The organism is Streptomyces sp. NPDC050703, assembly GCF_040654435.1.
GTDB lineage: Bacteria > Actinomycetota > Actinomycetes > Streptomycetales > Streptomycetaceae > Streptomyces.
In genome coordinates this window covers 1-19,864 of record NZ_JBFAHX010000023.1, presented here as the reverse complement: position 1 = coordinate 19,864, position 19,864 = coordinate 1, and the positions used below count along the sequence as shown (strand labels likewise).

Below are 19,864 nucleotides of genomic sequence, written 5' to 3'. Positions count from 1 at the left end.
GCGTGGAGAGGTGGCGGCGCGGGGGTGCGGGGCCCGTGGGGGCCGTGTGGGGAGCGTGCCCGGAAAGTGGTCCGTAGGACCGGAGCCGCCCGTGGGGATACGGAGGTCTGATAGATGTGGACCTCTCAACAGACCCCCGAGCAGATACGGGACGACGGACATGAGCGCCCCTACTCCGGCCCCAGGCGACGACAGGCCCCGCGAAGGCTACTACCCCGACCCGTCCATTCCCGGCTATGTCCGGTACTGGAACGGTGCCGCCTGGGTGCCCGGTACGAGCCGTCCCGCGCCGTCCGACGGCGAACCCCTGCCGGTCCCGCCCGGCGCGACGGCCACGGTGGCGCCCCCCGTCGAGGAGACGGGCCCGCACTTCTTCGACGAGGAGCCCGCGGCGGCCCCCGCCGAACGGCCCGCGGGACAGGACCCCGAGGCCGTCCGGCACGGCGCGCGGCCCGAGCCCGCGTCCGCCTGGCAGGCCGACGCCACCCGGCAGGACGGCCTCGGCACCGAGCAGGAGCGCCGCGTCGCGTGGGGCGCGCAGGGGCAGCCCGACCCGCGCGTGCCGAGCGGGACCGCGCCGCGCGCCGAGACGCCGAAGATCCCGGAGCCCGCCGGGCAGCCGGGGCCCCGCGAGGACGAGAGCGCTCCGGGGGCCGGCGCCGAGCCGGGCGAGGCCGCGAAGCCGCCCACCGGCGAGGGCACAGTGACGTTCCGCCGCCCGTCGGGAACGGCACGGCCGGCCGCCGGGGCCACGCCCGCCCCCGCGCCGGGCGCCGAGGGCACCATGGCGATCCGCGCCGTCCGCGACGGCTCGGGACAGCGGGGCGCGCAGCCGTCGCCGCCACGGCCGGCGCCGCCGCAGCAGCAGGCCGCGCAACCGGCTCCCGTCGCCCCGCAGACCTCCGTACCGCCCCAGGCGGCGGCCCCGCAGCCGGCCCCCGTCGCCCCGCAGCCGCACGTACCCCAGCAGGGCGGCGCCCCGGCGCCCGTCACCTCCGGGCCCGGCGGCGGCTCGGCCTCCTGGGCGCAGCAGGTGCACCAGCTCGCCGGTTCGGGAGCTGCCGCGCCGGGCGAGGCACAGCCGGTCCTGCCGTGGAAGCCGGTGACCGAGGACCCGTTCCTCGCGGCGGCGCGGGCCCAGGCCGCGGCCAGGCCCGCCGGGCTCGGCAGGCGCTTCGCGGCGCGGCTCATCGACACCGCCGTCCTCGCCGCGGTCACCGGAGCGGCGGCGCTGCCGCTCGGCGCCGACGCGGCGGACCACATCGACGGCAAGATCGACGCGGCGAAGCTGTCGGGGGAGAAGACCACGGTCTGGCTGCTCGACGGCACCACCGCGGGCCACCTCGGCATCGTCCTCGCCGTACTGCTGCTCTTCGGCGTCGTGTACGAGGCGCTGCCCACCGCCAAGTGGGGCCGCACCCTGGGCAAGAAGGTGTGCGGGATCGAGGTGCGGGACATCGAGGAGCACGAGGCGCCGGCCTTCCGGGCGGCGCTGCGGCGCTGGCTGGTGTACAGCGTGCCGGGCGTCCTGGTCATCGGCGTCGTGGGTGTCCTGTGGTGCCTGTTCGACCGCCCGTGGCGGCAGTGCTGGCACGACAAGGCGGCAGGAACGTTCGTGGCGGGCTGACCCGGGAGGCGGCGGCCACGGCCCCGCGCCGTCCGTGCGTGGACGGGGTACGCCGATCGCGGCCGGGCCGTACGCGGAACGTCGGGTAACCCGGTCAGCCGCTCGCCGGATGCGGAGCGGGAGCCGAAGCGGTCGACTCGGGCCATGAGCACCGAACCGCCGCGCTACCCGCCACCGGGCGACGACAGCGACCCGTTCAGGAAACAGCCGCCGCGCCAACCCCCGCCCGGCGGCGGCTCCCCGTACGACACCCCGCCACCCTCCGGCGGCGGCTCCCCGTACGACACGCCGCCACCGGGCGGCGGCGCGCCTTACGGGGGTACGCCTCCGGGGCCGGGGGACGGTGGGCCCTACGGTGGAGGGCCGGGAGGCTACGGCGGCCAGGACCCCCTCGCCGGGATGCCGCCCCTGGCCGACAGCGGAAAGCGTGTGCTCGCCCGCATCATCGACATGATCCTGGTGGGCATCGTCGTGGGCCTGCTGTCCTGGGCGTTCGGCACGTCCGAGTACGACATCGACCCGGACGAGGTGAACACGGGCCGCTCGTTCGGCCAGTCGCTGCTGGCCGCCGTGCTCTACATCGCCTACGACACCTACATGATCTCCAGGACCGGGCAGACGCTCGGCAAGAAGTGGCTCGGGATGCGCGTCGCGAACCTCAACGACGGCGCCACGCCGAGCATGCAGACGACGCTGGCCAGGTCAGCGGTGCTCTGGCTGCCGTTCGCCTTCTGCTGCGCCTGCGTCTGGACGGCGATCTGCGGCGGCTGGAGCTTCTTCGACAAGCCCTACAAGCAGGGCCTGCACGACAAGGCGGCGAAGACGGTGGTGGTCAGTACGTAGCTCCGCTCATGCGGTGGCGCCCTTCGTCGGCGGGCTCGTGGACTACGGGCCCGCCGGTTCGCGCACGGACTCGGCGAGCACGGCACGCTGCGCGGGCGTGCGCCGCTCGGCGGGCGACGCCGCGGGCACGGCGCGCACGGCGGGCACCGCGGGCCGGGGCTGCGGGACCGTCATCGCCACCAGCAGGCCGAGGCCGAGCGCGGCCACGGCTATCACCGCGACACCGGGGCCCGATTCGGTCCGGGAGAGCAGCAGCATGGCGAGGGTGGAGAAGACGACGGTCAGCGAACCGTAGGCGATCTGTGCGGTGGTCGGACGTGGCATGGGACGAGGCATGACGTGATCCGTCCTCGGCAGGGTTCCCCCCAGGTTTGTGACCATGGGGGGAAGGTGGGTGTGGGTACGGCTGTGTATGAATCAAAGGGGGCTCAACGGTGGCGACTTGGGATGTGCCGCCGCGCGCGGTAACGCACCGTCGATTGACTCTATGACGCTCCATGCCCGACGGGAACGGGCGGTAAGCGTGACCTAACCCACGGTGCCGGAGCATGGGGGGCGCACGGGTTCATGGCGTCCACCAGGTGGACGGGCCGACGCGCCCGTCGACCTCGCGCGTAAGGGGCGTGTCCTGTCCGGATACCGGATGCGCGGGCCTGCATAGTGCACTTGGCCTGTTCAAGTCAAGGTCTGTCTTTTCTCCCGTACTTCCGGTCGAATGTCGTCACTTGTGACGCGTACATCGCGCGCGGACCTCCTCCGACCGGGATTTCGGTCCGCCAATCGCGCGGGCGCGTGGGGAGGAACCAGATCAAGTGACAACGAGAACACGGACGTTCAGAGCCACGGCGGTGGCTGTGGCGGTGGCCGCTGCCGCCGCCACCTACTCGGCGAGCACGGCCACCGCTGCGCCGGGGGACGGGAGCCCCTCCGGCGCGCCCGCCGTCGACCGCCGCGATCCGGCGGACGCGAAGGCGCACGTCGACCACGACCTCGACGGCCCGTTCAGCAAGCAGCAGGCCCAGCAGCGCAAGGCGGCCCTCCAGCAGGTCGTCGCGGGCGACGCCAAGGTGCAGAAGAAGGGCGCCTCGAAGGTCGTCAAGCTCGACGACAAGAAGTACGTCGAGCTGGGCCGCGAGAAGACCGACAAGATCTTCACGATCCTCGTCGAGTTCGGGGACAAGGTCGACGACACGACCATGTATGACCCGGACGGCCCCGAGGGCCCGCAGGCGCCGGTCAAGAAGTACGGCGGCAAGCCCGGTCCGCTGCACAACACGATAGCCAAGCCGGACCCGAAGAAGGACAACAGCACGGCCTGGCAGAAGGACTACAACCGGAAGCACTTCCAGGACCTGTACTTCGGTGAGGGCAAGGACAGCAAGGGCAAGCAGAAGCACTCGCTGAAGACCTACTACGAGAAGACCTCCTCCGGCCGCTACTCGGTCGACGGCGAGGTCTCCGACTGGGTCAAGGTCGACTACAACGAGGCCCGCTACGGCTCGAACTACTGCGGCGACACCAACTGCGCGAACGTCTGGGACGCGGTCAAGGACGGCGTGACCGCCTGGGCCAAGGACCAGAAGGCCCGGGGCCGTACGGACGCGCAGATCAAGGCGGACCTGGCCAAGTACGACCTCTGGGACCGCTACGACTTCGACAACGACGGCGACTTCAACGAGCCCGACGGCTACATCGACCACTTCCAGATCGTCCACGCGGGCGAGGACGAGTCGGCCGGCGGCGGCGCCGAGGGCGAGAACGCCCTGTGGGCGCACCGCTGGTACGCCTACGGCAACGACGCGGGCAAGACCGGCCCCGGCAACAACAAGGCCGGCGGCACGCAGATCGCCGACACCGGCATCTGGGTCGGCGACTACACGATGCAGCCGGAGAACGGCGGCCTCGGCGTCTTCGCCCACGAGTACGGCCACGACCTCGGCCTGCCCGACCTGTACGACACCTCGGGCAAGGGCGAGAACTCGGTCGGCTTCTGGTCGCTGATGTCGGCCGGCTCCTGGCTCGGCACCGGCAAGAACGCCATCGGTGACATGCCGGGCGACATGACCGCCTGGGACAAGTTCCAGCTGGGCTGGCTCGACTACGCCAAGGCGAAGGCCGCGACGGAGTCCGAGCACAAGCTGGGCGTCTCCGAGTACAACACCCGGCACCGCCAGGCGCTCGTCGTCGACCTGCCGAAGAAGTCCGTCAAGACCACCGTCGTGAAGCCCGCCGAGGGCTCGAAGCAGTGGTGGAGCGACCAGGGCGACGACCTCAAGAACACCCTGACCCGCTCCGTCGACCTCACCGGCAAGGCCAAGGCCGAGCTGTCGCTGAGCGGCTGGTGGGACATCGAGGCCAACTACGACTACCTCTACACCGAGGTCTCGACGGACAACGGCGCCAACTGGACGCCGGTGGACGGCACCGCCGACGGCAAGCCGATCACCCGCGACGCCGGCGACAAGCCCGCGCTGACCGGTGTCTCCGGCGCGTACAAGAAGCTGGTCTTCCCGCTCGACGCCTACGCGGGCAAGAAGATCGACATCCGCTTCCGCTACTCCACGGACGGCGGCGCGGGCGGCAAGGGCTTCGCGGCCGACGCCCTCGCGGTCACCGCGGACGGCACGAAGCTCTTCGAGGACGGCGCCGAGGGCGACGACAACGGCTGGACGGCGAAGGGCTTCTCGCGCATCGGCGAGTCCTTCACCAAGAAGTACGACCAGTACTACCTGGCCGAGAACCGCCAGTACGTGTCGTACGACAAGACCCTTGAGGTCGGCCCGTACAACTTCGGCTTCTCGCAGACCCGTCCGGACTGGGTCGAGCACTACCCGTACCAGACCGGCCTGATGATCTGGCAGTGGGACACCTCGCAGAAGGACAACAACACCAGCGCCCACCCGGGCCAGGGTCTGATCCTTCCGGTGGACGCCCACGCCAAGCCGATGAAGTGGAAGGACGGCACGCTCCTCCGCAACAAGATCCAGCCGTACGACGCGCCGTTCAGCAAGTACAGCACCGACTCGTTCACGCTCCACAACGCGGACGTGCCGCTGAAGCTCCTGAAGCGCAAGGGCGTCTCGGTCTTCGACGACCACAAGGGCACCTACTGGTACAAGGAGAACCCCACCGGAAGTGTCAAGGTCACTGACACCAACACGCAGATCAAGATCCTTGAGCAGCCGAAGGACGGCTCGACGATCACGGTCCAGGTGGGCCCCTCCACGAAGTAATTAGAGTTTCCGCAGGTCAAGCCATGATCGGCCGTCGCCCTCTAGCGGGCGGCGGCCGATCGTGTTTAGGTGCGTCGTGTGGTTCTCTTATTGACAGGGGTGTGACCGAGGATGTCCGCAGGAGGTTTCTGCAAGCTGCCGAACGGCAGCGTGGTGGTGGCGCTGACCCTGCCGGGCCCGGCCCCGCGCGGCGGCACGGTCCGGGTGATCGTCCACGCCGCCAACCGCGCGAGGGCCCTGACCCGGGTCCGCAACCTCGGCCTGCGGGCGGTCTACCTCCGGGGCAACGCGGCGCCCCCGACCCCCGACGAGGTCACGGCGGTCCTGCACCACCCGGACGGCCTCATATGGCGCACGGCCCCGGACGACGTTCGGGAGCTGTGGCACCCGGTGCGGGCGCTGAAGAGACAGCAGGGCCTGGGCAGCCCGACGGGGGTATGAAATCAGCCCCTCCGGCGTTTGAGGAGCGGGGTCCGGGGCGGAGCCCCGAGGCGGTCAGACGACCGGCTTCCCGGTCAGCTCGACCCCGGCGGCGCGCAGCTCGGCAAGGGCCGCTTCCGTGGTCGCCGGGGTGACCCCCGCGGTCAGGTCAAGGAGGACGGTCGTCGTGAACCCCTCCCGGGCCGCGTCCACAGCCGTGGCGCGCACGCAGTGGTCCGTGGCCACGCCCACCACGTCCACCTCGGTGATCTCCCGGGCCCGCAGCCACTCCGCGAGGGAGACGCCGTTCTCGTCGACGCCCTCGAAGCCGCTGTAGGCGGCGGAGTGCGCCCCCTTGTCGAAGACGGCGTCGATGGCGCCGGAGGCGACGGCGGGGGCGAAGTTCGGGTGGAAGCCGACCCCCTCCGTACCGGCCACGCAGTGCGGCGGCCAGGAGTCGACGTAGTCCGGGTGGTCGGAGAAGTGCGCACCCGGGTCGATGTGGTGGTCCCGGGTGGCCACCACGTGCCGGTAGCAGGCCGGGGCCTGCCCGATCAGCTCGGTGATGGCGGCGGCCACGTCGGCGCCACCGGCGACCGCGAGGCTGCCGCCCTCACAGAAGTCGTTCTGTACGTCTACGACGATCAGTGCGCGGCGCATGGCGGATTCCTTCTGCTGGAGTGACTACGAGCGTAGAGAGTGCGTGTGCCCCGCGGGAAGGGGGGCTCAGACGTACTCGGTGGGAATGACCGCCTCGCCCCGCGAGAGCTGCGTCGCCGAGAGGGGCAGCCGGGCGCGCGCGGCGGTGTGCCGGTCGCGGACCGCGTCCAGCGGCTCACGGGCGAGCACCTCGCCGCCCTTGACCAGCTCGACCTGGAGCTGGTGCCCGGCGAGCGCGGCCGGCACGGCTCCGGTGCCGATCACCTCGGCCTCGGCCACTCCGTACGCGTCCTCGCGCCGCGCGGCCCACTTCCGGCCACCCATGGAGCTCTTGGCGCCCAGCGACTTCTTCGCCACGGGTTCGAGCGGGGCGCCGGGCTCCGCCGAGTGGGCGCGGGCCACCAGCTTGTAGACCATCGAGGCCGTGGGGTGCCCGGAGCCCGTGACGAGCTGCGTGCCGACGCCGTACGCGTCCACGGGCGCCGCCGCGAGCGAGGCGATGGCGTACTCGTCGAGGTCGGACGTCACGACGATCTTCGTCTCCGTCGCCCCGAGGTCGTCGAGCTGCTGGCGCACCCGGTGGGCGACGAGGAGCAGGTCCCCGGAGTCGATGCGCACGGCGCCCAGCTCGGGCCCCGCGACCTCGACGGCCATCCGGACGGCCTCGGTCACGTCGTAGGTGTCCACGAGCAGGGTGGTGCCGCGGCCGAGCGAGTCGACCTGGGCGCGGAAGGCGTCGCGTTCGTTGTCGTGCAGCAGGGTGAAGGCGTGGGCGCTCGTGCCGACGGTCGGGATGCCGTAGCGGAACCCGGCGGCCAGGTCGGAGGTGGTCGCGAAGCCGCCGACGTAGGCGGCGCGGGAGGCGGCGACGGCGGCCAGCTCGTGGGTGCGGCGGGCGCCCATCTCGATCAGCGGGCGGTCGCCGGCGGCCGAGGACATCCGCGAGGCGGCGGCCGCGATCGCCGAGTCGTGGTTGAGGATGGAGAGGATCACGGTCTCCAGGAGCACGCACTCCGCGAAGGACCCCTCGACCCGCAGGATCGGCGAGCCGGGGAAGTAGACCTCGCCCTCGGGGTAGCCCCAGATGTCGCCGGTGAAGCGGTAGCCGGCGAGCCAGGCCAGCGTCGTCTCGTCGACGATGTCCCGCTCGCGCAGGAAGCCGAGCACACCGGCGTCGAAGCGGAAGTTCTCGACGGCGTCGAGCACCCGTCCGGTTCCGGCCACCACGCCGTAGCGCCGTCCCTCCGGGAGTCTGCGGGTGAAGACCTCGAAGACCGAGCGCCGGTCGCCCGTGCCGGCCTTCAGCGCGGCCTGCAGCATCGTCAGCTCGTACTGGTCCGTGAAGAGCGCGGTCGACGGAACATCCACCGGCAGCCCTAGGTCCGCTGTGTTCATACGAGCGATGCTACCCCGCATCTCGTCACTTTGACGATTTCCCGGGCCCGTTTGTGCGAGGGGCCCCCGGGGGTGGCAGCATGGGGCAGGTGAGTACGCCCTGCCCGTCTCCCGCCACCGCCCCTCCGACGATGGGCTTCGCCAGCAGCGCCATGCCCGCGGAGATCACCCGTCCGGAATCGGACGAAGAGGCGCGGATCGTCCCCGAGCCGGACGTTCCCTGGATCACGCTCGTCCACAACGACCCGGTCAACCTGATGAGCTACGTGTCGTACGTCTTCCAGACGTACTTCGGGTACTCGAAGGACAAGGCCGACAAGTTGATGATGGACGTGCACCACAAGGGCCGGGCGGTGGTCTCCAGCGGCACGCGCGAGGAGATGGAGCGCGACGTGCAGGCCATGCACGGATACGGCCTGTGGGCCACGCTCCAGCAGGACCGCAAGTGAGGGCCGCGAGGGCGGGGAGGACCGCGGACGGGCGGACCCGTCGGCGGCGGACGGACCGGAAGCAGCGACGCATCTGATGCCAGGACACTTCGAACCGATCCCCGGGGGCGGCGCGGCCGTCGCGCTTGACGAGGTCGAGATCTCGATCATCCGCTCCCTCGCCGTGCAGCTCCTGGAGCTGATCGGCCCCGGGCCCGGCGGCGAGCCGTCGGACGACCCCCTCGCCGAGCTGTTCGCGGAGGGTCCGAGCGAGCCGCCCGCCGATCCGGTGATGCGGCGCCTGCTGCCCGACGCGTACGGGGGGCCCGGCAGCGAGGCCGCGGACGAGGATGAGCTGCGCGCCTATTCGTCCGAGTTCCGCCGTTTCACGGAGAACGACCTGCGGGCGAAGAAGCGCGACGACGCCCTCGTGGTGATCCGTTCGCTCGACGCGGCGATGTCGGAGGGCGAGGGCGAAACTGTCCTGAAACTGACGGTCGAGGAGTCCCGGCACTGGCTTGGCGCGCTCAATGACCTCCGGCTCGCGATCGGTACGCGGCTGGAAGTCGCCGACGAGGACGACGCCGAGCTGCTGTACCGGCTGCCGGACTCCGACCCCCGCAAGCCGATGGTGATGGCGTACCTCTGGCTGGGCGGATTGCAGGAGACGCTGGTCGGGACGTTGATGAACTAGTCCCGACGCGAGTTCGGTGCAGAATGCAGCAAAAGTTGTTGTAGTGGACAGCTTCCGTTCACGCGGCGGACCGTTCGCTCAGCGGATGCTCAAATCCGCATAACGATCGCGTCACGTCATTGCCCGCTTTCGCGGGCTTATGTGGCGTTTGTCCGCTTTTCCTTGTGGGCTGTGCCACAGGTGGCTCATTCCCTCACTGTTGCCACCGTGATAAATCTTCACGACCGCTCGGCGACGCCACCCATGTCGTCGAGGGCGCTCGGGCCGGCAGACCGTCGGTAGCACTCCATCCATATCCGGGGGGATCAGGACCTGATCCGCGGCACACCGCAGGAAGCGGCGCGGATCAGCATGGAGAAAGGCGTCACCATGACCTCAGTGCAGGTCGAAGAGCACCACGACGAGCACGGCGGCAATGGTGTCGTGCAGGGAGCTTCCGGCGAGGGCGAGGGTTACCAGCGCGGTCTGGGGGCCCGGCAGATCCAGATGATCGCCATCGGCGGTGCCATCGGCACCGGCCTCTTCCTCGGCGCGGGCAAGGCCATCCACAAGGCCGGCCCCAGCCTCATCCTGGCGTACGCCATCGCGGGCCTCGTCATCTTCTTCATCATGCGGGCGCTCGGCGAGCTCCTCATGTACCGCCCCGTCTCGGGCTCCTTCTCGGAGTACGCGCGCGAGTTCATGGGCCCGTTCTTCGGATTCGTGACCGGCTGGACGTACTGGCTCTTCTGGGTCGTCACCGGCATCACGGAAGTCACCGCCGCGGCCCAGTACATGCAGTACTGGACCCACGGCTCCGTTCCGCAATGGGCGTACGCGCTCATCTTCACCGTCATCCTGTACGGCGCGAACCTCATCTCCGTGAAGCTCTTCGGCGAGCTGGAGTTCTGGTTCTCGATGGTCAAGGTCACCGCCATCATCGGCATGATCCTGATCTGCATCGGCATCCTCACCATCGGCTTCTCCGACGCCGGTGACACCGCGACCGTGGCCCACCTGTGGAACCAGGGCGGCTTCTTCCCGAACGGCATCGGCTCCACGCTGATGACGCTCCAGATCGTGATGTTCGCCTTCCTCGCCGTCGAGCTGGTCGGCGTCACCGCGGGCGAGTCCAAGGACCCGAAGACCGTCCTGCCCAAGGCCATCAACACCGTGCCGTGGCGCATCGCCGTCTTCTACGTCGGCGCGCTGATCATGATCCTGTCGGTCGTCCCGTGGACGCACTTCCAGCCCGGCGTCTCGCCGTTCGTCGCCGCCTTCGAGAAGATGGGCCTCGGCGTCGGCGCCGCGATCGTGAACTTCGTGGTCCTCACCGCCGCGCTCTCCTCCTGCAACTCCGGCATGTACTCCACCGGCCGCATGCTGCGCGACCTGGCGCTCAACGGCCAGGGCCCGAAGTTCTTCACCAAGCTCACGAAGAACGGGCTGCCGCTCGTCGGCACCACGGCGTCCGCCGCGTTCATGATGGTCGGCGTCTGGATCAACTACCAGTGGCCGGGTGAGGCGTTCAACTACGTCGTCTCCTTCGCGACCATCTCCGGCATGTGGGCCTGGATCATGATCCTGGCCTGCCAGATCCGCTACCGCCGCAAGGCCGACCGCGGCGAGCTGCCGCAGTCCACCTTCAAGGCGCCCGGAGCCCCGTACACCAGCTGGTTCGCGCTGCTGTTCATCGGCATGGTCATCGTGATGATGGGCGTCGACAAGGACGCGCGGATCTCGCTGTACGCCGCCCCGTTCTGGGGCGCGATCCTCGGTGTCTCCTACCTGGTCCTCAAGAAGCGCAACCCGCAGGCCGCCGCGTTCAACAAGCGCAAGACCGGCGTGGCCGCCTCCTCCGCCGACGGTCCCGTCAGCAAGGACTGACCCCCGGCCGGCATGGTCGTGACTGACCTGGTCACAGAGGCTGATGTCCAGCATGTGGGCCCGGCCGTACCACACTCCGGTACGGTTCGGGCCCTCTGCTTATCCTGGCTCCCATGCTGACCATCACCCAGGCCCTCCACGACCAGATCGTCGCGCACGCGCGCCAGGACCACCCCGACGAGGCGTGCGGCGTGGTCGCGGGTCCCGCGGGCACCGGCCGACCCGAACGGTTCATCCCGATGCTGAACGCGGCACGCTCGCCCACGTTCTACGAGTTCGACTCGGGCGACCTGCTCAAGCTGTACCGCGAGATGGACGACCGGGACGAGGAGCCGGTGATCGTCTACCACTCGCACACCGCGACCGAGGCGTACCCCTCCCGCACCGACATCACGTACGCCAACGAGCCGGGCGCCCACTACGTCCTCGTCTCCACCGCGGACACCGACGACGCCGGCCCCTTCCAGTTCCGCTCGTACCGCATCGTGGACGGCGAGGTCACCGAGGAAGAGGTGCGGGTGGTCGAGGCGTACTGAGCCCGCCGTACGGCCCCTCCGGGCGGCGCGCGCCCGCATGCTGAACACGGACCGTCCGCGATGCGAGATCACATTCCAGTACCCGGACCGGGAATCGATACGATGACCGCATGGTTCCCCATGACGTGAGCGAAGAGACGCCGAGCGCCCTGCTGCTCGTGGCGCGGCTGCACGTCGACCTGTGCCGCCTCGCCAGCGCGATCTGTTCCCGCTGAACCGTTCCGCCGCACGGCCGAGGGCCGCGCCCCGCGCGCCCGCACCCCGCGTGCCACCGCGCCAAGCGCCGCACGCGCACGCCCGCCACCCGAACTTCACGCTTCACGGCTTCACGCTTTTCGACTTCCCGCTTCTCGACTCCCGACAGGAGCCCTCAGCATGGCCATCGAGGTCCGCATCCCGACCATCCTCCGCACCTACACCGACGGCCAGAAGGCCGTGCAGGGCAGCGGTGACACCCTCGCCGAGCTCCTCACCGACCTCGACTCGCGGCACGAGGGCATCGCCGCGCGCATCGTCGACGACGGCGCGCTCCGGCGCTTCGTGAACGTGTACCTCAACGACGAGGACGTCCGCTTCCTCGACGGCATCTCCACGAAGCTCTCCGACGGCGACAGCGTCACGATCCTGCCGGCCGTCGCCGGCGGCATGGTCTAGGCCCGATCAGGGATGCCTCGATACGACTCCCCGCTCGCCGCGGTCGGCAACACGCCGCTCGTACGCCTGCCGCGGCTCGCGGAGCTCCACCTGTCCGACGACGTCCGCATCTGGGCCAAGCTGGAGGACCGCAACCCGACCGGCTCCATCAAGGACCGGCCGGCCCTGCACATGGTCGAACAGGCCGAGAAGGACGGCCGGTTGACGCCCGGCTGCACGATCCTGGAGCCGACCTCCGGCAACACCGGCATCTCGCTCGCCATGGCGGCCAAGCTCAAGGGCTACCGCATCGTGTGCGTCATGCCGGAGAACACCTCCCAGGAGCGGCGCGACCTGCTCGCCATGTGGGGCGCCGAGATCATCTCGTCCCCCGCGGCGGGCGGCTCCAACACCGCGGTCCGCGTGGCCAAGGAGCTGTCGGCCGAGCACCCGGACTGGGTGATGCTCTACCAGTACGGCAACCCGGACAACGCGGGCGCCCACTACACGACGACGGGCCCGGAGATCTTCGCCGACCTCCCCTCCGTCACGCACTTCGTCGCGGGCCTCGGCACCACCGGCACCCTCATGGGCGTCGGCAGGTACCTCCGCGAGCAGAACCCCGACATCAAGATCGTCGCAGCCGAGCCGCGCTACGACGACCTCGTCTACGGCCTGCGCAACCTCGACGAGGGCTTCGTCCCCGAGCTGTACGACGCCTCCGTCCTCACCACCCGGTTCTCCGTCGGCTCGGCCGACGCGGTCACCCGCACCCGTGAACTCCTCCAGGAGGAGGGCATCTTCGCGGGCGTCTCCACGGGCGCGGCGCTGCACGCCGCGATCGGCGTCGGGCGGAAGGCGGTCAAGGCGGGGGAGACGGCGGACATCGTCTTCGTCGTCGCCGACGGCGGCTGGAAGTACCTCTCGACCGGCGTCTACACCGCGCCGACGACCGAGGCGGCCATCGAGACGCTGCAGGGCCAGCTCTGGGCTTGACCGCCCGGGGGGACGGTGGTGCGCTTCCGGCGCCGGTGCTGACCGGCGGTCGCATCACCGGCTCCGCCGGTTCGTCCTCAAACGCCGGACGGGCTGAAATCTTCGGCTCGGTCCGGCGTTGTCGTGAGCGTCGGGCGGGGGGAGGCGTCTCGGTCTCGTCCGGCGCTTCCGGTGCCGGTGCTGACCGGCGGTCGCATCACCGGCTCCGCCGGTTCGTCCTCAAACGCCGGACGGGCTGAAACTCGCGGCTCCGTCCGGTGTTGTCGTGCATGCCGGGCGGGCTGAGACTTGCGGCTCCGTCCGGTGTCGGCGTGGGCGTCGGGCGGGCCGAGGGGCTCGGGGTCGGTCGGTGCTGTGTTATCTGGCCAGGTACTTGACCTGGTCCCACAGTGCCGGGTCCACCGTTCCGGCCCTGCGGCGGAAGTCCCACAGCGGTACGTCCCGCAGTTCGTCGGTCTCCAGGAAGCTCTCGCGGCCCTGCGCGTCGCCCACCGAACCCGGCGGCAGCGGGATCACCCCGGCCCGCTCCTCGTGGTACCGGCTGGTGATCTTCGCGACGCGGGCCCGCTTGCCGCGGACCGAGAGCACCAGACAAGGGCGGTCCTTCGCGCCGGGACCGTCCTCGTAGGGCACCAGCGCCCACCAGATCTCCGCGGGCCGCGGCGCGGGCAGCCGTCCCCGCGGACCCCGCGGCGGCCGGGAAGGACCCGACGGCCCGGCACTCCGCTTCCGCGCGCCGCGCCCCCAGCCGTCCACCACCGTGGCGATCACGGCGAGCACCACCACGGCCGCCAGCGCGAGCCACCAAGACGTGTCCATGGCACCGACGGTACCGGCGCTCCCCACGTACCGCCCGCCCCCCCGGTCACCTGCGGGGACACCCGTACGAGCGGCATCACCCCGAACCACACGCTTCACGCCGCCCCACTGCGTCCACACGCCCCCCGAACCGGTGACACCGCAGGTGAGTTCGCCCACAACGGCCCACGGCGGAGGAGCGACCAGGGCTTTTGCGCCTTACGCTCGACGGACCGCACACCCCCCAGCTCCCCTTGTCAGTCCACGCCAGCGCGGAGGTCCCAGCTTCATGAAGCTCACCGTCGTCGGCTGCTCGGGGTCGTTTCCGTCCGCGGACTCGGCCTGTTCGAGCTACCTCGTCGAGGCCGACGGCTTCCGGTTGCTGCTCGACATGGGCAACGGCGCCCTCGGCGAGCTGCAACGCCACATCGGTCTCTACGACCTCGACGCGATCTTCCTGAGCCATCTGCACGCCGATCACTGCATCGACATGTGCGCGTACTTCGTGGCCCGCTACTACCGGCACGAGGGCGGCCGCTGCGCCCCCATCCCGGTCTACGGCCCCGAGGGCACCGAGCAGAGGCTCACCACCGCGTACGCCGACACGCCCTCCGCCTCCTCGATGAGCGAGGTCTTCGACTTCCACACGGTCAAGCCCGCCTCGTTCGACATCGGCCCGTTCTCGGTCCGCACCGAGAAGGTGCGGCACCCCGTGGAGGCGTACGCCATCCGCGTCGAGCACGACGGCAGGTCCCTCACGTACTCCGGGGACACCGGCACCTGCGGCGTCCTGGACGACCTGGCCACCGGCACGGATCTGTTCCTGTGCGAGGCGGCGTTCACCGACGGCAAGGAGAACATCCCCGACCTCCACCTGAACGGCCGCGAAGCGGGCGAATGCGCGCGGCGCGCCGGCGCGGGCCGCCTCGTACTCACCCACATCCCCCCGTGGACGGACCCCCAGGTCAACCTGGCCGACGCCCGAGCGGCGTACGGGGGGCCGGTGGCCCTCGCGGCGCCGGGCGCGACGTACGAGGTTTGATCCGTTCCCGTACGGGAGTGGTACGGCGCCCGACACGACGCATCACGACGCATCACGACGCAATACGACGTAATGCGACGCATGGGGAAGGCCCCGGAACCGAGCCGGTTCCGGGGCCTTCCCCATGCGGTGCGACGTGACGCGGCGCGGGCTACGCCTTCGTGAGGTCCTCGATCTCCTCCTCGGGCTCGCGGCCCGGGGTGGTGAGGTTGAACTTGAGGATCGCGAACCGGAAGACGAAGTAGTACAGCGCCGCGAAGACCAGGCCGATCGGGATGATCAGCCAGGGCTTGGTCGCCAGACTCCAGTTGAGCGCGTAGTCGATGAAGCCGGCCGAGAAGTTGAAGCCGGCGTGCACTCCGAGCGCCCAGGTCACCGCCATGGAGACGGCCGTGAGCACGATGTGCAGCACGTACAGGACCGGGGCGATGAACATGAAGGTGAACTCGATCGGCTCCGTCACACCGGTGACGAACGAGGTCAGCGCCAGCGAGACCATCATGCCCATCACGACCTTGCGGCGCTCGGGGCGGGCGCAGTGCGCGATGGCTATCGCGGCGGCCGGGAGGCCGAACATCATGATCGGGAAGAAGCCCGACATGTACATACCGGCGGACGGGTCACCGGCGAGGAAGCGGGCGATGTCACCGTGGACGATCTCGCCGCCGTCGTTGAACGAACCGAGCTGGAACCAGGCGATGGTGTTGACGAACTGGTGCATGCCGATCGGGATCAGCGCGCGGTTGATGCCGCCGAAGAGCGCGGAGCCGCCGGCGCCGAGGCCGGTCATCCACTCGGCGAAGTTCTCGATGCCGTGGCCGATCGGCTCCCAGACGAGGCCGAAGAAGACGCCGACGATGATGCCGACGAAGGCCATGATGATCGGGACGAGGCGGCGGCCGTTGAAGAAGCCGAGCCAGTCCACCAGCTTGGTGCGGTGGTACTTCTGCCACAGCACCGCGGCGAGCAGACCCATGATGATGCCGCCGAGGACACCGGGGTTGTTGTAGACCGCCGGATCGTCCGCGCCCTTCTTGACCACCGCTTCGGTGACCGGGAAGGCCTCAAGCACCTTGCTGTAGACGAGGAAGCCGACGACGGCGGCGAGCGCCGTGGAGCCGTCGGCCTTCTTGGCGAAGCCGATGGCGACGCCGATGCAGAAGAGGATCGGCAGGGAGCCGGTGATCGCGCCGCCGGCGTTGTTGAAGACCGCGGCGACCTTGTCCCAGCCGAGGCCGTCCTTGCCGAAGACATCGTCCTGCCCGAGCCTGACCATGATGCCGGCGGCGGGCAAAACGGCGATGGGCAGCTGCAGGCTGCGGCCCACCTTCTGCAGGCCCTGGAACAGGCCGGAGCCCCGCTTCTTCGCGGGCGCCGCCGTGGCGGTGGCCGTACTCATGACTTCCTCCATGTGCGGGCGCTGTCGGGGACAGTTGGGGGTGGACAGCACGCCGTGGTCTACACCACTCACTGGTGTAGACCTGTTGTAGCACGGTGAAGGTGACGTAAGGAACCCGCGATTCCTGTGGGGTCGGCCATATCCCGACATGCCAGGCCAAAGGCCCTCGGACTTAAAGTCCGAGGGCCTTCCGCTTACGACGGGGAGCCTCCGCCCCATGCTGTCACGCCCCGTCGGACGCCGGGCCGAATGGCCAGGGCAGGGACGGGGCCGAGGGCCTGCTCAGGCCTTGGTCTGCGCCCGGTCCTCCGCCTCCGACTCCTCTTCCGGTTCCCGGCCCGGGGTGTGCAGGTCGAACTTGATGATGACCAGCCGGAAGAGGAAGTAGTAGACGACCGCGAAGCAGAGCCCGATCGGGATGATCAACCAGGGTTTGGTCGCCAGGCTCCAGTTGATGACGTAGTCGATCAGCCCCGCCGAGAAGCTGAAGCCGTCCTTCACGCCCAGCGCCCACGTCACCGCCATCGAGACGCCCGTCAGCACCGCGTGGATCGCGTACAAGAGGGGGGCGATGAAGAGGAACGAGTACTCGATCGGCTCGGTGATCCCCGTGACGAACGACGTCAGGCCCACCGAGAGCATCAGGCCGCCGACCACCTTGCGCCGCTCAGGGCGCGCGCAGTGCGTGATCGCGAGGGCCGCGGCGGGCAGCGCGAACATCATGATCGGGAAGAAGCCCGAGGTGAACTGCCCCGCCGTCGGGTCGCCCGCGAGGAAGCGGTTGATGTCACCGTGCACGACCGTGCCGTCCGGCTTCGTGTAGTCCCCGAACTGGAACCACACGAACGTATTGAGGAACTGGTGCAGCCCGACCGTCAGCAGCGCGCGGTTGGCGACACCGAAGATGCCCGAACCCAGCCACCCCAGGTCCACCAGCCACTTGGAGAAGCTGGTCAGCGCGTCACCGATCGGCGGCCAGACCCAGACGCAGAGCCCGGCGAAGACCAGGCCGACGAAGGCCATGATGATCGGCACGAGGCGGCGGCCGTTGAAGAAGCCGAGCCAGTCCACCAGCTTCACGCGGTGGAAGCGCTGCCAGAACCACGCGGCGAGCAGCCCCATCACGATGCCGCCGAACACCCCCGGATTCTGGTACGCGGCCTGCGCGACCGTGCCGTCCTCCGCGACGCAGACCCCGCCCCACATTCCGGCGCCGCCGAACGTCGTGTCCTTGGGGCAGTCGTCGGGGAAGGCGCGGAGCACCGCGAAGTAGACGAGGAAACCGGTGACGGCCGCGAGCGCCGTCGAGCCGTCCGCCTTCTTCGCCATGCCGATCGCGACGCCGATGCAGAACAGCAGCGGCAGCCCGAGCGAGGAGTCGAGGAGCGAACCGCCCGCCGCCGCGAAGACCTTGGCGACGTTCGTCCAGCCCAGGCCGTCGTCGCCGAAGACGTCCGGCTGGCCGAGCCGGTTGAGGATGCCGGCGGCCGGCAGGACCGCGATGGGCAGCTGCAGACTCCGGCCCATCTTCTGCAGGCCCTGGAACAGGCCGTTCCACCACTTCTTCCGTGGCGCCGCGGCGGCGTCGGAACTCATCGGCGTCCTCCCGGACGGGCCAGGTTTGGCGGTCGTTGGCGGCCGTGGAAAACTGGTGTAGACCAGTCACGGAACGGTGGGTGTGCCGACCCCGGAGTGGGCCGACACCATGACCGTCATCATTGGGCACGACTGCCACAACCGCCCGCGAAGATGGTCCAACCGTGCGTTACCGTGACGAGGCGGACCTACGGTGCGTCGAGGCCGCGTCCTCTGGCTGCGCTCCCGGGCGAACCCCGGACCACGCCACAAGCAACTCAGGGAGAAACACCATGGCCACCAAGGCTGAGAAGATCGTTGCCGGGCTCGGCGGCATCGACAACATCGAAGAGGTCGAGGGCTGCATCACCCGCCTCCGCACCGAGGTCAAGGACGCCGACCTGGTCGACGACGCCGCCCTGAAGGCCGCCGGCGCCCACGGCGTCGTCAAGATGGGCACCGCGATCCAGGTCGTCATCGGCACGGACGCGGACCCGATCGCCGCCGACATCGAGGACATGATGTGAGGGCCTGACCCCACATCCCCCGACAGGCCCCCACCGCACCCCGCGGCGGGGGCCTCTCGCACCCCGCGAGAACGAAGCGGTTCCCACGATCGAGCACGACCGCGGGGCGCGAAGCCGGAGCCGTCCCGGTGAGCGAGGACGTGTGACGCGGCGCGAGGATGGAGCCCGTCCGTGAGCGAGGACGAGCGCGTGGCGCGAAGACGGAGCCGGTCCGGCGATTGAGGACGAGCGCGCAGCGCGAGCGGGGACAGCAACGAGGGACGGCGGCAAGAGGAGACGGAGAGCGGCCGGGGCACCCCGGGGCCCAGGGGCGAAGCCACGGCGGACGGCACCCCGTGAACCGCTGAAAGGCTAGGCTCAACGCATGTCTCGAATCGACGGCCGCACCCCCGAACAACTCCGCCCGATCACCATCGAACGCGGCTGGAGCAAGCACGCCGAGGGCTCCGTCCTCGTCTCCTTCGGCGACACGAAGGTCTTCTGCACCGCCTCCGTCACCGAGGGCGTCCCCCGCTGGCGCAAGGGCAGCGGCGAGGGCTGGGTCACCGCCGAGTACTCGATGCTGCCCCGCTCCACCAACACCCGCGGCGACCGCGAAGCCGTCCGCGGCAAGATCGGCGGCCGCACCCACGAGATCAGCCGCCTCATCGGCAGGTCCCTGCGCGCCGTCATCGACTACAAGGCCCTCGGCGAGAACACCGTCGTCCTCGACTGCGACGTCCTCCAGGCCGACGGCGGCACCCGCACCGCCGCCATCACCGGCGCCTACGTCGCCCTCGCCGACGCCGTCACCTGGGCCCAGGGCAAGAAGCTCGTCAAGCCCGGCCGCAAGCCCCTCACCGGCACCGTCAGCGCCGTCTCCGTCGGCATCGTCGGCGGCGAACCGCTCCTCGACCTCTGCTACGAGGAAGACGTCCGCGCCGACACCGACATGAACGTCGTCTGCACCGGCGACGGCCGCTTCGTCGAGGTCCAGGGCACCGCAGAGGCCGAGCCCTTCGACCGCAAGGAACTGAACGCCCTCCTCGACCTCGCCGTCGCCGGCTGCGACGACCTCGCCGCCCACCAGCGCGCGGCCCTCGAAGGCACGCTCTAGCTGTATTGATCACGAGCGTTGTTAACAGGGCTGGGTCTTGATCATGGCGAAGACCTCCGGTGTGGTGGAGGTGTCTAGGCTCCACACCACACACGG

The 19,864-nt window shown here is 70.0% G+C and carries 20 protein-coding genes; 14 read left to right on the top strand and 6 right to left on the bottom strand.

Annotated features, from left to right (window positions below; all coding sequences use genetic code 11):
• Window positions 1–160: 160 nt before the first annotated feature.
• Together AB0I16_RS21595 and AB0I16_RS21590 are read left to right on the top strand one after the other, a co-directional pair.
• Complete coding sequence (locus AB0I16_RS21595; protein WP_363251077.1) at window positions 161–1,627, top strand: RDD family protein; 1,467 nt, start codon at window positions 161–163, stop codon at window positions 1,625–1,627.
• A gap of 144 nt (window positions 1,628–1,771) precedes the next feature.
• Window positions 1,772–2,470, top strand: a complete 699-nt coding sequence (locus AB0I16_RS21590) for an RDD family protein (RefSeq protein ID WP_363251076.1) — start codon at window positions 1,772–1,774, stop codon at window positions 2,468–2,470.
• 42 nt (window positions 2,471–2,512) lie between these two features.
• Here AB0I16_RS21590 and AB0I16_RS21585 read toward each other — a convergent pair whose 3' ends face one another.
• Entirely contained in the window at window positions 2,513–2,794 is a 282-nt protein-coding gene (locus AB0I16_RS21585) for a hypothetical protein (protein ID WP_363251075.1), read from the bottom strand.
• Window positions 2,795–3,282: 488 nt separating this feature from the next.
• Here AB0I16_RS21585 and AB0I16_RS21580 point away from each other — a divergent pair, with 488 nt between their 5' ends.
• Together AB0I16_RS21580 and AB0I16_RS21575 are read left to right on the top strand one after the other, a co-directional pair.
• On the top strand, window positions 3,283–5,703 hold the full coding sequence (locus AB0I16_RS21580; RefSeq protein ID WP_363251074.1) for an immune inhibitor A domain-containing protein: 2,421 nt from the start codon (window positions 3,283–3,285) through the stop codon (window positions 5,701–5,703).
• Window positions 5,704–5,814: 111 nt separating this feature from the next.
• The gene (locus AB0I16_RS21575) at window positions 5,815–6,144 is read left to right on the top strand and encodes a hypothetical protein (RefSeq protein WP_363251073.1); all 330 of its coding nucleotides are present in this window, start codon (window positions 5,815–5,817) and stop codon (window positions 6,142–6,144) included.
• Between the two features lie 54 nt (window positions 6,145–6,198).
• Here the strand turns inward: AB0I16_RS21575 and AB0I16_RS21570 are convergent, their stop codons facing one another.
• Both AB0I16_RS21570 and AB0I16_RS21565 read right to left on the bottom strand, forming a co-directional pair.
• A complete protein-coding gene (locus AB0I16_RS21570; protein WP_363251072.1) occupies window positions 6,199–6,783 on the bottom strand; it encodes an isochorismatase family protein in 585 nt (194 codons plus the stop codon).
• Between the two features lie 66 nt (window positions 6,784–6,849).
• Window positions 6,850–8,178 (bottom strand): nicotinate phosphoribosyltransferase, encoded by a 1,329-nt coding sequence (locus tag AB0I16_RS21565; RefSeq protein ID WP_363251071.1) that lies wholly within the window; start codon window positions 8,176–8,178, stop codon window positions 6,850–6,852.
• Window positions 8,179–8,309: 131 nt separating this feature from the next.
• On the opposite strand from AB0I16_RS21565, the gene clpS reads away from it, so the two are divergent.
• The 7 genes from clpS (at window position 8,310) to AB0I16_RS21530 (ending at window position 13,331) form a co-directional block, all read left to right on the top strand.
• Entirely contained in the window at window positions 8,310–8,627 is a 318-nt protein-coding gene (gene clpS / locus AB0I16_RS21560; protein ID WP_363251161.1) for an ATP-dependent Clp protease adapter ClpS, read from the top strand.
• Window positions 8,628–8,703: 76 nt separating this feature from the next.
• Entirely contained in the window at window positions 8,704–9,300 is a 597-nt protein-coding gene (locus AB0I16_RS21555; protein ID WP_363251070.1) for a DUF2017 domain-containing protein, read from the top strand.
• A gap of 369 nt (window positions 9,301–9,669) precedes the next feature.
• On the top strand, window positions 9,670–11,166 hold the full coding sequence (locus AB0I16_RS21550; RefSeq protein WP_363251069.1) for an amino acid permease: 1,497 nt from the start codon (window positions 9,670–9,672) through the stop codon (window positions 11,164–11,166).
• Between the two features lie 113 nt (window positions 11,167–11,279).
• Complete coding sequence (locus AB0I16_RS21545; protein WP_363251068.1) at window positions 11,280–11,702, top strand: M67 family metallopeptidase; 423 nt, start codon at window positions 11,280–11,282, stop codon at window positions 11,700–11,702.
• 110 nt (window positions 11,703–11,812) lie between these two features.
• Window positions 11,813–11,917 carry a putative leader peptide gene (locus tag AB0I16_RS21540; RefSeq protein ID WP_363251067.1) on the top strand — a complete coding sequence of 35 codons (105 nt, stop codon included), beginning with the start codon at window positions 11,813–11,815 and terminating at the stop codon, window positions 11,915–11,917.
• Window positions 11,918–12,077: 160 nt separating this feature from the next.
• Window positions 12,078–12,356 carry a MoaD/ThiS family protein gene (locus AB0I16_RS21535; protein ID WP_363251066.1) on the top strand — a complete coding sequence of 93 codons (279 nt, stop codon included), beginning with the start codon at window positions 12,078–12,080 and terminating at the stop codon, window positions 12,354–12,356.
• Window positions 12,357–12,368: 12 nt separating this feature from the next.
• The gene (locus tag AB0I16_RS21530; RefSeq protein ID WP_363251065.1) at window positions 12,369–13,331 is read left to right on the top strand and encodes a cysteine synthase; all 963 of its coding nucleotides are present in this window, start codon (window positions 12,369–12,371) and stop codon (window positions 13,329–13,331) included.
• A 357-nt stretch (window positions 13,332–13,688) separates the two neighbouring features.
• On the opposite strand, the gene AB0I16_RS21525 is transcribed toward AB0I16_RS21530, so the two are convergent.
• A complete protein-coding gene (locus AB0I16_RS21525; protein WP_363251064.1) occupies window positions 13,689–14,150 on the bottom strand; it encodes a type II toxin-antitoxin system PemK/MazF family toxin in 462 nt (153 codons plus the stop codon).
• A 268-nt stretch (window positions 14,151–14,418) separates the two neighbouring features.
• Between AB0I16_RS21525 and AB0I16_RS21520 the strand changes: the two genes are divergently transcribed.
• On the top strand, window positions 14,419–15,171 hold the full coding sequence (locus AB0I16_RS21520) for an MBL fold metallo-hydrolase (protein ID WP_363251063.1): 753 nt from the start codon (window positions 14,419–14,421) through the stop codon (window positions 15,169–15,171).
• Between the two features lie 151 nt (window positions 15,172–15,322).
• Here AB0I16_RS21520 and AB0I16_RS21515 read toward each other — a convergent pair whose 3' ends face one another.
• On the bottom strand, window positions 15,323–16,570 hold the full coding sequence (locus tag AB0I16_RS21515; protein WP_363251062.1) for a PTS transporter subunit EIIC: 1,248 nt from the start codon (window positions 16,568–16,570) through the stop codon (window positions 15,323–15,325).
• 282 nt (window positions 16,571–16,852) lie between these two features.
• Window positions 16,853–18,166 (bottom strand): PTS transporter subunit EIIC, encoded by a 1,314-nt coding sequence (locus AB0I16_RS21510; protein ID WP_363251061.1) that lies wholly within the window; start codon window positions 18,164–18,166, stop codon window positions 16,853–16,855.
• A gap of 164 nt (window positions 18,167–18,330) precedes the next feature.
• Between AB0I16_RS21510 and AB0I16_RS21505 the strand changes: the two genes are divergently transcribed.
• Window positions 18,331–18,672: a PTS glucose/sucrose transporter subunit IIB gene (locus AB0I16_RS21505; protein WP_363251060.1), complete on the top strand. Its 342-nt coding sequence runs from the start codon at window positions 18,331–18,333 to the stop codon at window positions 18,670–18,672.
• 364 nt (window positions 18,673–19,036) lie between these two features.
• Window positions 19,037–19,768 (top strand): ribonuclease PH, encoded by a 732-nt coding sequence (gene rph, locus AB0I16_RS21500; protein ID WP_363251059.1) that lies wholly within the window; start codon window positions 19,037–19,039, stop codon window positions 19,766–19,768.
• The last annotated feature ends 96 nt before the right edge of the window (window positions 19,769–19,864 follow it).